Genomic DNA, 14,487 nt, shown 5'->3' with positions numbered 1-14,487 from the left:
CCGGTAACTAGTTGCCGCTAGCTACGGGCTTCACCTTATATATAAAACTGTCGAGGGAATAGCGGTTAACAATGAAATTGAACCATACAAGCCGCATCAGTACGCGCCTGCAGCGCCGGACTCTCGTCCCGCGCGGCGCTGTGCTCAACGTTGACTGGTCGAGTTGCTCATGAAAAGTAGACGTCTCACGAGTGAGGCGGAAGCCTCTTGATCCGCTCGGAACTGTCCTTGACCTCTGTCAGTCCTTCATAAATCCTGCTTTCTCACCCTTCACCTGAACATCTCTCACTGATTGCTGTCGACCCTCTACGGCATTATTTAACGCGCCAGGTTTATCGATTGGTTAAACAGAGGAGGTGACATGAGTAACTCTGAGTCTGAAGATCAGCTGACGTTGCGTATCGGTCAGGAGAGGTTGGTTATTCAGCGTAGATACGAAGTAATCAGTATCGCTAATGATTTTGTGATTGCTCTTTGGTTTTTGGTGGGCAGTATATTGTTCCTGTTTCCTCAATTTGAGCATGCGGCGATCTGGTTGTTTATTCTCGGGAGTTTTCAGTTTTTGATTCGTCCGTCGATCCGGCTGGTCAGGCATATTCATCTCAGAAAAGAACCTCGGGACGGCTGGGATTGCTGAAGGTAGAGGGAATGCCGCCAGGAATATCGGTGAGAGTTCGGGTGAAAAGCAAAGAGTCTCCGCTTAAAGACTCTCCGCTTAATAGTGTTTAGGATTGAGCTACTGTCATCAGGAGTGCTTTAAATGGACATCTGCGAAATTCTGGGTATTGATATCCCGATTATTCAGGCCCCAATGGCGGGCGTTCAGAATTGGGAGCTGGCTCTCGCTGTTTCAGAAGCGGGCGGGCTGGGGTCTATCCCGTGCGGTATGTTGTCGGTCGACCAGGTCGTGTCTGAGGTAGAGAGTTTTACCGCGCGCTCCACGAAACCTTACAACCTGAATTTCTTCTGTCATGAGATGCCAGGCGTTGATGAGTCTGCGCTAAGTGCCTGGAAGAAAACCCTGGCTACCTACTATGACGAGTTTGACGTGCCGCCTCCAGAAGGTATGTCAGGCCTTCGTTTGCCATTTGACGATAAAGTTGCGGATGCGATTGAGAAATTTAAGCCGCCTGTCATCAGTTTTCATTTTGGTCTTCCGTCGCCTGAGTTGCTTGATCGAGTGAAGTCCTGGGGCTCGGCCGTTCTCTCTACTGCAACAACGGTTGAAGAGGGTGTCTGGCTTCAGACGAATGGCGCCGATATTGTTATTGCACAAGGCGTTGAAGCTGGCGGTCACCGTGGGATGTTTCTTACCGACGATGCTGACTCTCAGTTGCCGTTGGCAGAGTTGATCTCTGGTCTCCTTGCTGAGCTGTCTATCCCTGTGATTGCTGCCGGTGGTATTGCCTCTTCCGCTGATGTTAAGGCGCTTTTAGGTCAGGGGGCTCCGGCGGTTCAGGTTGGTACGTCTTATCTGCTTTGCAATGAAGCAAAGACCAGCGTTCTGCATCGTGCTGCGATTAGGGATGAAAGCTCGGTCACGGCGCTGACGAATGTGTTCTCCGGGCGCCTCGCTCGCGGAATTAAAAACCGGGTGATGAATGACCTTGATTGTGTCTTTTCGGGAGTTCCTGAGTTTCCTTACGCTTCAGTGGCGTTAGGCCCATTGCGCACCGCGGCGGAGGGTGTCGGTCGCTCGGACTTTACGCCTTTGTGGTCAGGTACCGTGAGAAGCGGTTGTCGTGAAGTTTCTGCAAAAGAGTTAACCCGTATGCTGTGGCCCGCCTGATTGGCTTGGGCTTAGTTGGGTTGGGCTTAGTTGGGTTGGTGTGGGTTGGGCTGGCATGACTGAGGTTGTCACTACTGGCTCATAGGAAAGCTGCGAACCTATTTTGCACCTTGCTGTCGACATAGTGACTACATAATGCCGATATAGTGGGCATTAAACAGAAACTCTTAAGCAGGGCAATGATGGATTATGCGTCTCTTTAATTTCTTTCTTTTAGGTCTGTCTGTTCTCCTGGCAGGCTTCTCTTCTTTTGTATCAGCTGCGCCTTCGGTTCAGGTCGTCTATCGCGGGCTTGATAGCCCTTGGGGAATGGCTGAGGTTGCGCCGGGTAAGCTGCTGGTCTCTGAGAAGGGGGGTAACTTCGTTCTTGTTGATGTTCAGTCTGGGGATGCACGTGACATCGCTGGCGCACCCAAGGTCGTCGCGAATGGTCAGGGTGGTCTTCTCGATGTGGCTGTTCCGAGTGATTATAAAACCGGTGGTTGGATTTATTTTACCTACAGCGCCCCTGTTCAGGGTGAGGCTGCAACCGCTCTGGCGCGAGCAAAGTTAAATCTCAAAAGCGGTATGTTGACCGACCGTCAGACTTTGTTGGTGACTACCTCGGTATCGGACACGTCCCGCCATTTTGGCAGTCGTATTGCGTTTGATGACGATCATGTGTTTTTTACTGTCGGTGATCGCGGTGTCCGTGAAAATGGCCAGGATCTCAGGACACACGCTGGCACTGTGATCCGGTTGAAGCGCGATGGTTCTGTGCCTGAGGATAATCCTTTTATTGAGTCGGAGCAGGGGCTGGTTGAAATCTGGTCGTATGGTCATCGCAATGCTCAAGGTATTGCTTTTGATGCAGAGGGGCGCCTGTGGGTTATCGAGCACGGCCCTCGGGGTGGTGATGAGCTGAATCTGATTGCTAAAGGTGAGAATTATGGCTGGCCGGTGGTTTCTCAGGGTAAGGAATACTGGGGGCCTTTTGATGTCGGCGTTAAGGAAAAGGATGGAATGAAGCCAGCGGCGAAAGTTTACGTGCCGTCGATTGCGCCGGGGAGCTTGATCTCAGTCAGAAGCGACAAGTACGGCTGGAAGGGCGATTTGTTGTCTGGGGCGCTCAAGCTGACGCATCTCAACAGAATTGTTATGAAGGACGGTAAGCCTGTGGGTGAAGCGCGCTACTTTGAAGAACGTGGTCAGAGGCTACGTGCGTTGCTTGAAGATAGTGAAGGCTTCATTTTTATTGCTACGGATGCGGGTGAGCTGTGGAGGCTTGACTAGCGCCCGGCGCTTGCGCTGTTTTTAAAAAAGGTATAATTTTTATACATGAATGGATTCGAATATGACCTGGCGAAAAGTGAGGCTAATCTCGCTAAGCACGGTATAGATTTTAATGCTGCGCAGGAACTCTGGGATGACCCAGATTTGATAGAGGTTCCTGCATTGGTTGCAGATGAGTCGCGATACCTGATCGTTGCCCGTCTTGGGCATAAGCATTGGTCGGCGGTGATCACCTATCGAGGTGGTAACGTACGGATTATTTCGGTCAGACGTTCGCGTCGTTCAGAGGTGGCTTTGTATGAAAGCTAAACAGTTTGATGAAAAGTTTGACGCCGGCGAGGTGGATGTCACCGATAACCTGAACTTGGCCGCGCTAAAGCGCCCAAATCAGAGCCAGCGGCGTGTGAATGTCGATTTCCCAGTCTGGATGATTGAGTCTCTGGATAAGGAGGCTTCTCGCCTCGGCGTGACGCGCCAATCTATTATTAAGGTCTGGCTGGCTGAGCGTTTAGAAGGTGTTCATAATCGTTGAGGCGTGAGTTGGTTTGTAGAGCTAAATAAAAAGGGCGCATGTGCGCCCTTTTTTGATGTGTAACTTCTATTGCGATTACTGGTCGTGCAGTTCTTCGCAAGCGAAGAGGGTGTTCTCAAGCAGCTTGGCGCGAGTCATTGGACCAACGCCGCCGGGAACAGGGGTGATGTGTGATGCGCGCTCTGCAGCCGCATCGAAGTCAACGTCGCCAACCAGCTTGCCGCTGTCGAGACGGTTGATGCCTACGTCGATGACGATGGCGCCGTCTTTCACCCATTCGCCTTTAACGATGCCAGGCTTGCCGACGGCTACAACAACGATGTCTGCTTGTCTTACGTGGCCTTCAAGGTCTTTTGTGAAGCGATGGCAGGTGGTCACTGTGCAGCCCTTCAACAGAAGCTCAAGGCCCATAGGGCGACCGACAATGTTTGATGCGCCTACGATGACTGCATGCATGCCGGTAATGTCCTGGCCGGTGCCATCAAGAAGATCAACCACGCCTGCAGGTGTGCATGGGCGCAGAAGTGGCATGCGCTGAGCCAGACGGCCAACGTTGAATGGGTGGAAACCATCGACGTCTTTGGTTGGATCAATACGCTCAAGAATTTCGTCAGATTTGAGGCCTGCCGGTAGCGGCAGCTGAACCAGAATGCCGTCGACGTCGTTGTCGTTGTTGAGTTGGTCGATAAGATTGAGCAATTCCTGCTGACTGGTTGTTGCCGGGAGGTCGAATGCTTTGCTGTTTATGCCTACCTGCTCACAGTCTTTGCGCTTGTGCGATACATAGACCTGAGATGCCGGGTCGGTACCAACCAGAATGACGGCGAGGCCGGGAGCACGCTTGCCTTGCTCAAGGCGTGCATCAACACGCTCTTTAATGGATTCGCGCATGGCTTTGGCGGTGGCGTTGCCGTCAATCAGTTGTGCGGTCATTGAGTATCAACCCTAACAGTAAGCTGTAAAGCGCGCGATTTTCTCATGCCCGGGCCGTAAAACAAAGGGGGCGGGGCGGACTTTCATCAGTCTGGTGAGAAATTAACCGAAGCATTTGTTTTTAAACATTTTTTTGAAAAACCCGTTGACGGGAATCTAAGCCATCTATAATATGCGCATCCACTTGAGGGGCACAGCCTTTTAAGTTGTTAGATCGGGGTATAGCGCAGTCTGGTAGCGCGCCTGGTTTGGGACCAGGATGTCGGGAGTTCGAATCTCTCTACCCCGACCATTTAATCTCTCGGATTAGATGGACATGCGCCCGTAGCTCAACTGGATAGAGCATCGGCCTTCTAAGCCGAGGGTTGCAGGTTCAAGCCCTGCCGGGTGCGCCATTTTAATGGCAGCTCAGCAGTCTATGTGGTGGCCGTAGCTCAGTTGGTAGAGTCCAGGATTGTGATTCCTGTTGTCGCGGGTTCGATCCCCGTCGGCCACCCCACTTTCTCCCCCTAGTCTTGATAGTTTCCTAGCCCTTTCGGGCCTATCTTCGTTCCTCTATTTCTGGTGGTTTTAACGTATTGCTCCTTGAGCTATAATCCGCGACCTTTATTTATTGACGGTTGGCCGGAGGCTCGCCGTTCCCACGAAAACTGATATGAGAGGCATCTATGCAAGTGTCCATTGAGACAACCTCTGGTCTTGAACGTTGCATGACCGTTGGTGTACCCGCTGCGGAAGTAGAAGCGCAAGAAGTTGTAGAGTTAAAGCGCATCGCACAAAGCCAGAAAAACCAGAAAACTCCTGGCTTCCGTACTGGTAAGCCTCTGCCTCCGAAGGTTCTGAAGCAGCGTTTCGGTAAGCAGGCTCGCCTGGAAGCTGTTTACAACCAGATGCAGCAGACTTTCTTCAAGGCGGTTCAGGAGCAGGAAATCAAGCTGGCAGGTATGCCTAAGTTTGAGCCTACTGTTGATGAAGCAGGAAAAGATCTCGAGTTCAAAGCAGTCTTCGAAGTGTACCCAGAGATCGCTCTGGCTGGCTTTGACAGCATCAAAATCGAGAAGCGCAGCGCTGAAGTTACTGACGCCGACCTCGACACTATGCTTGAGAATCTGCAGAAGCAGCAGGCTAAGTGGAACGAAAGCGAAGAAGCTGCCGCTGATGGCGACCAGGTTGTTGTAGATTTTGAAGGTTTCATCGACGGTGAAGCGTTCGAAGGTGGTCAGGCAAATGACTACAACCTGACTCTGGGTTCTAACTCTATGATCCCAGGTTTTGAAGACGGCCTGGTTGGTAAGAAAGCAGGCGAAGAAACAACACTTGATGTTGCTTTCCCAGCGGATTACCACAAAGAAGACCTTCAGGGTAAGCCAGCTCAGTTCAAGGTGACTGTTAAAGCAGTTAAGAAGCCTGAAATGCCCGAGCTGAACGAAGACTTCTTCAAAGGTTTCGGTATCGAAACTGCTGATCTGGAAGAGTTCAAGGTTGAGATTCGTAAGAACATGGAGCGTGAGCTCGGTCGTGCGATCCGCAACCTGACCAAGCAGCAGGTTATTGCTGGCCTGCAGGAAAACAACGAAGTTGAAGTTCCTTCTGCACTGGTTGATCAGGAAATTGATCGTCTGCGTCAGCAAGCTGTTCAGCAGTTTGGTGGTGGTCAGCAGATGGATGCAAGCATGCTTCCAGCTGAACTGTTCAAAGAACAGGCTGAAAAGCGTGTTGTTATCGGCCTGCTGATGAATGCAGCAATTGAATCTGCTGATCTGAAACCAGACGAAGAGAAAGTTGAAGCGCTGATCGAAGAGATGGCGTCTGCTTATCAGGAGCCAGAACAGGTTCGCGAATACTACAACAGCAACCCGCAGCAGAAAGCTCAGGTTGAAGCTCTGGCCCTTGAAGACCAGGTAGTAGAGAAGGTTCTTGAGTCTGCTCAGGTGAGCGAAGTTGAGTCTAATTATGAGGAAGTTGTGCGTCTGGCTAACCAGCCTGCGTAAGAACTTACCATTCAGACCTGACTTTCAGCCAAGACATGGCTAAACTGAAAGACAGCCGCTATCCTTTAAGGATAACGGCTGTTTTTCTTTTTACTCACGTCAGGGAGTGCAGGGTCGAATGTTTGACTCCATGAAGCAACAATCAGAAATTATCGATAACGCTCTGGTACCAATGGTGGTAGAGCAGTCCGCGCGCGGCGAGCGCTCTTACGATATCTACTCACGCCTGCTGAAAGAGCGTGTCATCTTCCTGGTAGGTCAGGTCGAAGATCATATGGCAAACCTGGTCGTAGCTCAGCTGCTGTTCCTTGAGTCTGAGAACCCGGATAAAGATATTCACCTTTACATCAACTCGCCGGGTGGTTCGGTCACTGCGGGCATGTCGATTTATGACACCATGCAGTTCATTAAGCCGGATGTGAGCACTATGGTTATTGGTCAGGCGTGCTCTATGGGTGCATTCCTGCTTGCAGCGGGTGCTGAAGGTAAGCGTTACAGCGTACCGAATTCACGCGTGATGATTCACCAGCCAAGTGGTGGTGCTCAGGGCCAGGCGACCGATATTCTTATCCATGCTCAGAACATTCAGGACACGAAAGATCGCCTGAATCGCATTCTTGCGGAACATACGGGCCAACCTCTGGACAAAGTTATTGCGGATACCGAACGCGATAACTTTATGGATGCAGAAGCGGCTAAAGCCTACGGGATTGTCGACGAAGTCCTGACAAAACGGGCATAACGAAATATTCCGCGTTAATTCTCTCCGACGGCTTGAAATTGCCGTCGGAAGCATCCATCTTTGAATAAACAGTAAGTAAGACGACGAGGCAGTCGAATGACCGACGAAACAAAAGGCAAAGGCGACGACGGTAAGCTGCTTTACTGCTCTTTTTGCGGTAAAAGCCAGCATGAAGTCCGTAAGTTGATCGCCGGGCCTTCGGTGTTTATCTGTGACGAATGCGTTGATTTGTGCAACGACATCATTCGTGAGGAAGTACAGGACGCCGAAACAAAAGGGAGCTCAGATCAGTTGCCAACTCCGCAGGAGATCAAGGCGACTCTGGATGAATACGTAATTGGCCAGGACAAGGCGAAAGTGGTTCTGGCTGTTGCCGTGTACAACCATTACAAGCGCCTGCAGCACGATGGTGGCAAGACTGGCGTAGAGCTTTCTAAGAGTAATATCCTCCTGATCGGTCCGACCGGTAGTGGTAAAACGCTGCTGGCTGAAACGCTGGCGCGTCTGTTGAACGTTCCATTTACTATCGCCGATGCAACAACGCTGACTGAAGCGGGTTATGTGGGTGAGGATGTTGAGAACATCATTCAGAAGCTGCTGCAGAAGTGTGATTACGATGTCGACAAGGCACAACGTGGCATTGTTTACATTGACGAAATCGATAAGATCTCGCGTAAATCTGACAACCCTTCGATCACTCGTGACGTATCGGGTGAGGGTGTTCAGCAGGCACTTCTGAAACTGATCGAAGGTACAGTTGCTTCTGTTCCGCCTCAGGGTGGACGTAAACATCCGCAGCAGGAGTTCCTACAGGTAGATACGGGCAATATCCTGTTCATCTGTGGTGGTGCTTTTGCCGGATTGGACAATATCATTCGTGACCGCTCTGAGAAGAGCTCCATCGGTTTCTCTGCCACCGTGAAGGGCAAAGAAGACGAGAAGGCGGTTGGTGAAGTTCTGCGCGAAATTGAGTCAGGAGACCTTGTTAAGTTTGGTCTGATTCCTGAGTTCATAGGTCGTCTGCCGGTTGTGGCAACGCTGGATGAGCTTGATGAAGACGCACTCGTGCGTATTCTGACCGAACCGAAGAACTCGCTTGTACGTCAGTATCAGCGTCTCTTCGAAATGGAAGACGTTGAGCTCGAGTTCCGTGACACTGCGCTGGACGCTATCGCTAAACTGGCGATGGAGAGAAAGACCGGTGCTCGTGGCTTGCGTTCAATTCTTGAAGCGGCGCTGCTTGATAGTATGTACCGCGTACCGTCAGAAGAGCATGTTGCGAAAGTAGTGGTTGAGGATTCCGTTATCCGCGGCGAAGCCGAACCGCTCATTATTTATGAAAGCAATGATGTTGGTAAAGTCTCACCAGATGACGACTGATCCACACTTTTAGAATTGCGTTACAGAGAAGGGGCCGAATGGCTCCTTTTCTTTTTCTGTCCCCTTGTAATCCTCTGTTGCCATCCCCAATATCAATAGTGTTACAGATACTTTGAACAGGTTGTAAATATGTCACAGCAAAACCTTCCGTTATTGCCTCTCCGTGACGTCGTGGTGTTTCCAGCGATGGTCATTCCTCTGTTTGTCGGACGTGAAAAATCGATCAACGCACTGCAGGAGGCAATGGATGGAGATAAACGCATCATGCTGGCTGCACAGCGCGATGCCGCCGACGATGCACCTGTTCTTGAAGGTATGCACGAGACAGGAACGCTAGCCACCATTCTGCAGCTACTGAAGCTCCCTGACGGTACTGTGAAAGTACTCGTTGAAGGTGATGTCCGTGCTCGACTGGACAATCTGGTCGACGCCGGTGACATGTACCGCGGTGACATCACGGTTGTCGAAGAGGAAGAATTAAGCGAGCGCGAGAATGAAGTGCTGCTCCGTTCATTAACCGGTCATTTCGAACAGTATGTTCAGCTGTCGAAGAAAGTTCCGAGTGAAGTTCTTTCAACTATCTCCAATATCGAAGATGCCAGCCGTCTGGCCGATACCATTGCCGCACACCTTTCCCTTAAGCTGGAAGAGAAACAGGATGTTCTTGAAGTTCTCAATGCGAAAGATCGTGTCGAGCACCTGATGGAGCTGATGGAGTCTGAGATTGATCTTCTTAAAGTTGAGAAGCGGATTCGCGGTCGCGTTAAGAAACAAATGGAAAAAAGCCAGCGTGAGTATTACCTGAATGAGCAGATGAAAGCCATTCAGAAAGAGCTTGGCGATATGGAAGACGGCTCTAATGAATTTGAAGAACTGACGAATCGTATTGAAGAGTCGGGCATGAGCAAAGACGCTCGTGAAAAGGCTGACGCTGAGCTGAAGAAGCTGCGCATGATGTCACCAATGTCTGCAGAAGCCTCTGTGGTTCGCGGTTATCTTGATTGGTTGATCAATATTCCCTGGAAAAAGCGTAGTCGGGTAAACAACGATATCGCTAAGGCCAGCGAGATCCTGGATGCGGATCACTTCGGTCTTGAGGAAGTAAAAGAACGTATTCTTGAGTACCTGGCAGTACAGAGCCGCGTTAAGAAAGTGAAGGGCGCGGTGCTGTGTCTGGTAGGGCCTCCGGGTGTGGGTAAAACGTCACTGGGTAAATCCATTGCCCGTGCGACCAATCGTAAGTTTGTAAGAATGGCGCTCGGTGGCGTGCGTGACGAAGCTGAGATTCGTGGTCATCGTCGTACCTATATCGGCTCTATGCCGGGCAAACTGATCCAGAAAATGTCCAAGGTTGAAGTGAAGAACCCACTTTTCCTGTTGGATGAAATCGACAAAATGGGCATGGATCATCGTGGTGATCCGGCTTCGGCACTTCTTGAGGTGCTTGATCCGGAGCAGAACACTGCATTTGCCGATCATTATCTCGAGGTCGACTACGATCTGTCTGATGTGATGTTTGTCTGTACTTCGAACAGTATGGATATTCCTGGTCCGCTGCTGGATCGTATGGAAGTTATTCGTATCCCGGGCTACACCGAAGACGAGAAAGTAAATATTGCGCGTCGTTATCTGCTGCCTAAGCAGATTAAGCTGAATGGCCTCAAAGACAGTGAAATTGAAGTGTCTGATGATCGTCTGCGCGAGATTATTCGTTACTACACACGTGAGGCGGGTGTCCGTGGCCTTGAGCGTGAAGTCGCGAAACTGTGCCGTCGTGTAGTGAAAGCAAATATGCTTGATAAATCGAATGCGCAGCGCGAAATCAGTGAAGAAGTGCTTCAGGATTACCTGGGTGTGCGCAAGTTCTCCTACGGGCTGGCGGCTGCCGATAATCAGGTTGGTCAAGTGACTGGTCTCGCGTGGACATCTGTTGGTGGTGAACTGCTGACTCTTGAAGGCGCTGCAACGCCAGGTAAAGGGCGTATCGTTAAAACCGGTAAGCTTGGTGAGGTGATGCAGGAGTCTATTCAGGCGGCACTCACGGTCGTTCGTTCGCGTGCTGCGGGTATGGGTATCGCGGAAGATTACTTTGAGAAGCACGATCTGCATATTCACGTACCAGAAGGTGCTACACCAAAGGATGGTCCAAGTGCCGGTATTGGTATGGTTACCGCCCTGGTTTCTGTTATGACGGGTATTCCGGTTCGCGCCGATGTTGCCATGACGGGTGAGATCACTCTGCGCGGTAAAGTACTCGCGATCGGTGGTCTGAAAGAGAAGCTTCTTGCGGCTCATCGCGGTGGAATTAAGACGGTTGTCATTCCAAAAGAGAATGAAAAAGACCTGAAGGATATTCCAGATAACATTAAAGCAGACTTGCAGGTTCTGCCTGTCGACTGGATTGACGAAGTTCTGGATGTCGCGCTTGAGAGCAAGCCAGAGGATGTAATTGGTGAAATTATGACCACTGACGATGCGAACACGAAAAAAGATGACTCAGGTCGGCCAAGTACACACTAAGGTCGCTTGACGCTCTTGGGGGTAGTTGGTATAAATCAACGCTCTCAAGTTTCTGTAGCGATCATCCAGTCGCACAACAAAACTAAAGATATGGATGCAATAAGGGGATAAGTGTGAACAAGTCTGAACTGATTGATGCTATTGCGGCTTCTGCTGATCTGCCAAAAGCAGCGGCTGGTCGTGCTCTGGATGCCATGATTGAGGCAGTGGGCGGTGCTCTGAAAGAAGGTGACCAGGTTGCTCTGGTTGGCTTTGGTACTTTCCTGGTTAAAGAGCGTGCTGCTCGTACAGGTCGTAACCCGCAGACTGGCGCTCCGATCGAAATCAAAGCGGCTAAAGTACCTGGCTTCAAGCCTGGTAAAGCGCTGAAAGACGCTGTCAACTAAGACACCGTTGTAAGGGTTAGGACCGGTAGTTCAGTTGGTTAGAATACCGGCCTGTCACGCCGGGGGTCGCGGGTTCGAGTCCCGTCCGGTCCGCCAGAATAAAGCGCATCCTTGATGCGCTTTTTTTGTGTATAGTGCTGTTGCTGACGATCAGCTCTCATAATTATTAATGCCGCTTGTCGCGGTAGGCACTAAGTCCGGAATCACCGGGCATTAGGGAGGAAACATGCTACAGACCATGCGTAATAATGCGCAGGGCATCATCGCCAAAATCATCGTAGGTTTTATTATTGTTGTTTTCGCACTTTGGGGTGTTGAAAGTATTGTCAATCTTGGCGGTGGCGAAAAACCCGTAGCGACGGTTGGCGACTATGAGATTAGCCGCGTCGAAGTTCAGCAGAAGGTTGCTGAACAGAAAAATCAGCTGCGTCGTCAGTTTGGCGATCAGTACGACGAAGGCCTGTTCAATGAAAAGTTTCTTGAGCAGTCTGCGGTAGAACAATTGATTAACGAGAAAGTTGCACAGACTCAGGCGGATAAACTCGACCTGTACGCAGCGAAAGGCATCGTTGATCAGATGATCGTAAATACGCCTTCGTTCCAGACGGCGGGCGAGTACGATCCGGAACAATTTAAGCTGGTTCTGCGGATGAATGGTTATTCGGTTGCGCAGTACCGTGCAATGCTGGCTGACAGTGTTCGTCAGAACCAGGTTCGTGCAGCATTCATGCTGTCGACCATTGAAACCCCATTCGAAATGCAGTTGCGCCAGTCTCTTGAAAATGAACAGCGCACATTCTCTTACGCTTCGGTATCTGCAGATCAGTTTAAAGATTCTGTCGAAGTGCTTGATGACGAAATTACTGCGTATTACGACGAGAATATTCAGCGTTTCATGACTCCAGAGCGTGCGCGCATTCGTTATGTGCTTCTGTCACGCGACAGCATTGAAAATGCACAGGAAGTCACTGAAGAAGATCTCGAAGTGGCATATCAGGATTACGTTGCTGATATCGAACAGAATGAACAGCGTGAATCTGCACATATTCTATTCCTGACCGAAGACCGTTCTGAAAGCGAAGCCCTTGAGCTGGCAGAAGCAGCTCGTACGCGCCTCGATAATGGTGAGTCGTTTGCGACGGTGGCAGCGGATGTGTCAGAAGATGGCGGCTCGGCTGACATGGGCGGCTCATTGGGCGTTAACCCTCGCGGTGCGTTTGACCCAGCGTTCGACGATGCTCTTTACGCGCTCGAAGAAGGTGAAGTGTCTGAGCCAGTCGTGACTGAATTCGGTGTTCACATTATCAAGGCTGTATCCGTTCAGTCTGCAGATGTTCCCGCGATGGCTGACGTTCGTGGCGAACTGGTCGATATCGTAAAAGCTGAGAAGGCGGGCTTCCTGTTCGCTGAGCGTAGCCAGGAACTCGCTAATTCAGCTTTCTCCGCTGAAACGATTGAAGAGCTGGCAGCAAGTTCAGGCCTTGAGGTTCAGACCAGTGACTACTTCACTCAGACAAGCGGTCAGGGTGTTGCTGATTCAGATCAGGTTCGCCGGGCAGCCTTTGAAGATAACATGAAGCTTGATCGTGAGCTGAGTGACCTTGTTGATTTGGAAGCTGGCTCTATGGTGTTCGTTGTTGATGATTATCAGGATGCTCAGCCTAAGCCACTCGATGAAGTTCGTGGTCAGGTTGTTGCTGCTCTGACCAGCCAGAAAGCGCTTGAGGCTGCTTCTGAGAAGGCTGAAGCTATTCTCGCAGGTGAGGCAGATGCTGACTGGAGTGAGGCGACGACGACACTGCGTCAATCAACAGATGCGCCTCGTGTTGCACAGCAGAAGGCCTTTGCACTGGCTGAAGGCGAGTCAGATGTAGTGTCTTCACCTGCTGGGTATACAGTGGTCAAACTGACGTCTGTTGATCGTAAGTCATGGGAAGAAATGGCGGTAACGGATGAGCTTAAAACCTCTGTTCGTAATCAGTCTGCCCGTGACGATATGGTGAGCTACCAGGCATGGTCAAAAGCTAATACTGAGATTTCCCAGTAAGGTAATTCAGTAGTTAGTCCGAACAATAAAAAAGGCAGCCGTGGGCTGCCTTTTTTATTGGTTAGTCGGGTCACTAACCCAAAACGATTTATTAATCGTCCATCTCTTCCAGACTCATGGCACAGGTGTTAAACCCGCCGTCGACATAGATATTCTGCGCCGTTACACCGGAAGCCATATCGGAACACAAAAATACCGCGGTATTTGCGACTTCCGCAGCCGTAATGTTTCGTTTGAGTGGAGCACGCTCTGCGTTTTTCTTGAGCATTTTACGGAAGCTCTTAATGCCGGACGCGGCCAGAGTCTTAATAGGCCCGGCAGAAATCGAATTGACGCGGATGCCATCGGGGCCGGTTGAGCCTGCGAGGTAGCGCACAGACGCTTCGAGCGAGGCTTTGGCGAGCCCCATGACGTTATAGTTAGGTAATGTCTGCTGAGAGCCGTGGTACGTCAGCGTGAGCATGGCTCCGTTACGACCTTCCATCATGGGTTTCGCATGCTTTGCCAGCGCCACAAAGCTGTATGAGCTGATGTCGTGTGCCACCCGGAATCCTTCGCGGCTGGTGACGTCGAGGTAGTCGCCGTTAAGTTCTTCGGCAGGGGCAAACCCTACGGAGTGGATCAGAATGTCGATGCCATCCCATGTCTCTTTGAGTGAATCGAACACTCCCTGAATGTCGTCATCTGAAGAAACATCACAAGGAAAACATAGATCTGAATTCCAGTCTGCTGCCATTTTTTTTACCCGCTCGCCGAGCTTGTCGCCCTGATAGGTAAATGCGAGTTCTGCACCTTCTCTATGAAATGCCTCAGCAATGGCGTAGGCGATAGAGTGTTTGCTGGCAACGCCAACAATAAGGGCTTTTTTGCCACTGAGTAGACCCACGGTAGGCTC

The 14,487-nt window shown here is 50.7% G+C and carries 13 protein-coding genes and 4 tRNA genes; 15 read left to right on the top strand and 2 right to left on the bottom strand.

All coding sequences use genetic code 11. The features are described 5' to 3' along the window. Positions 1 to 361: 361 nt before the first annotated feature. From BW941_RS16215 to brnA, 5 genes are all read left to right on the top strand, one after another. Positions 362 to 637 (top strand): YrhK family protein, encoded by a 276-nt coding sequence (locus BW941_RS16215; protein WP_076517835.1) that lies wholly within the window; start codon positions 362 to 364, stop codon positions 635 to 637. A gap of 123 nt (positions 638 to 760) precedes the next feature. Further along, entirely contained in the window at positions 761 to 1,789 is a 1,029-nt protein-coding gene (locus BW941_RS16210; protein WP_076517833.1) for an NAD(P)H-dependent flavin oxidoreductase, read from the top strand. Between the two features lie 189 nt (positions 1,790 to 1,978). Then, the gene (locus BW941_RS16205; protein WP_076517831.1) at positions 1,979 to 3,061 is read left to right on the top strand and encodes a PQQ-dependent sugar dehydrogenase; all 1,083 of its coding nucleotides are present in this window, start codon (positions 1,979 to 1,981) and stop codon (positions 3,059 to 3,061) included. A gap of 45 nt (positions 3,062 to 3,106) precedes the next feature. Continuing rightward, a complete protein-coding gene (locus tag BW941_RS16200) occupies positions 3,107 to 3,370 on the top strand; it encodes a BrnT family toxin (protein ID WP_076517829.1) in 264 nt (87 codons plus the stop codon). Next, positions 3,360 to 3,593, top strand: coding sequence for a type II toxin-antitoxin system BrnA family antitoxin (gene brnA / locus BW941_RS16195; protein WP_076517827.1), 234 nt, complete (start codon positions 3,360 to 3,362; stop codon positions 3,591 to 3,593). Before BW941_RS16200 ends, brnA begins: the two co-directional genes overlap by 11 nt. Positions 3,594 to 3,668: 75 nt before the next feature. Here the strand turns inward: brnA and folD are convergent, their stop codons facing one another. Then, the gene (gene folD / locus BW941_RS16190) at positions 3,669 to 4,526 is read right to left on the bottom strand and encodes a bifunctional methylenetetrahydrofolate dehydrogenase/methenyltetrahydrofolate cyclohydrolase FolD (protein WP_076517825.1); all 858 of its coding nucleotides are present in this window, start codon (positions 4,524 to 4,526) and stop codon (positions 3,669 to 3,671) included. A 215-nt stretch (positions 4,527 to 4,741) separates the two neighbouring features. Between folD and BW941_RS16185 the strand changes: the two genes are divergently transcribed. From BW941_RS16185 to BW941_RS16140, 10 genes are all read left to right on the top strand, one after another. Next, positions 4,742 to 4,818: transfer RNA gene (locus tag BW941_RS16185), tRNA-Pro, on the top strand. Between the two features lie 26 nt (positions 4,819 to 4,844). Beyond that, positions 4,845 to 4,921, top strand: a tRNA-Arg gene (locus tag BW941_RS16180). Between the two features lie 28 nt (positions 4,922 to 4,949). Beyond that, positions 4,950 to 5,025: transfer RNA gene (locus BW941_RS16175), tRNA-His, on the top strand. Positions 5,026 to 5,194: 169 nt separating this feature from the next. Beyond that, positions 5,195 to 6,517 (top strand): trigger factor, encoded by a 1,323-nt coding sequence (gene tig, locus BW941_RS16170; protein ID WP_076517823.1) that lies wholly within the window; start codon positions 5,195 to 5,197, stop codon positions 6,515 to 6,517. A 118-nt stretch (positions 6,518 to 6,635) separates the two neighbouring features. Next, complete coding sequence (gene clpP / locus BW941_RS16165; RefSeq protein WP_068444339.1) at positions 6,636 to 7,259, top strand: ATP-dependent Clp endopeptidase proteolytic subunit ClpP; 624 nt, start codon at positions 6,636 to 6,638, stop codon at positions 7,257 to 7,259. 96 nt (positions 7,260 to 7,355) lie between these two features. Beyond that, the gene (clpX, locus tag BW941_RS16160) at positions 7,356 to 8,639 is read left to right on the top strand and encodes an ATP-dependent Clp protease ATP-binding subunit ClpX (RefSeq protein WP_068444342.1); all 1,284 of its coding nucleotides are present in this window, start codon (positions 7,356 to 7,358) and stop codon (positions 8,637 to 8,639) included. Between the two features lie 129 nt (positions 8,640 to 8,768). Continuing rightward, positions 8,769 to 11,159: an endopeptidase La gene (gene lon / locus BW941_RS16155; RefSeq protein ID WP_076517821.1), complete on the top strand. Its 2,391-nt coding sequence runs from the start codon at positions 8,769 to 8,771 to the stop codon at positions 11,157 to 11,159. 113 nt (positions 11,160 to 11,272) lie between these two features. Next, positions 11,273 to 11,545, top strand: a complete 273-nt coding sequence (locus tag BW941_RS16150) for an HU family DNA-binding protein (RefSeq protein WP_068443502.1) — start codon at positions 11,273 to 11,275, stop codon at positions 11,543 to 11,545. 19 nt (positions 11,546 to 11,564) lie between these two features. Then, a tRNA-Asp gene (locus tag BW941_RS16145) sits at positions 11,565 to 11,641 on the top strand. A gap of 130 nt (positions 11,642 to 11,771) precedes the next feature. Beyond that, positions 11,772 to 13,592 carry a SurA N-terminal domain-containing protein gene (locus tag BW941_RS16140; protein ID WP_076517819.1) on the top strand — a complete coding sequence of 607 codons (1,821 nt, stop codon included), beginning with the start codon at positions 11,772 to 11,774 and terminating at the stop codon, positions 13,590 to 13,592. Positions 13,593 to 13,683: 91 nt separating this feature from the next. On the opposite strand, the gene BW941_RS16135 is transcribed toward BW941_RS16140, so the two are convergent. Next, a complete protein-coding gene (locus BW941_RS16135; RefSeq protein WP_076517817.1) occupies positions 13,684 to 14,478 on the bottom strand; it encodes an enoyl-ACP reductase FabI in 795 nt (264 codons plus the stop codon). Between the last annotated feature and the right edge of the window lie 9 nt (positions 14,479 to 14,487).

The organism is Thalassolituus maritimus, from assembly GCF_900156675.1.
Taxonomy (GTDB): Bacteria; Pseudomonadota; Gammaproteobacteria; order Pseudomonadales; family Oceanobacteraceae; genus Thalassolituus; species Thalassolituus maritimus.
Note: the sequence above shows the minus strand (reverse complement) of the source record. Positions and strands in the feature narration are given on the sequence as shown.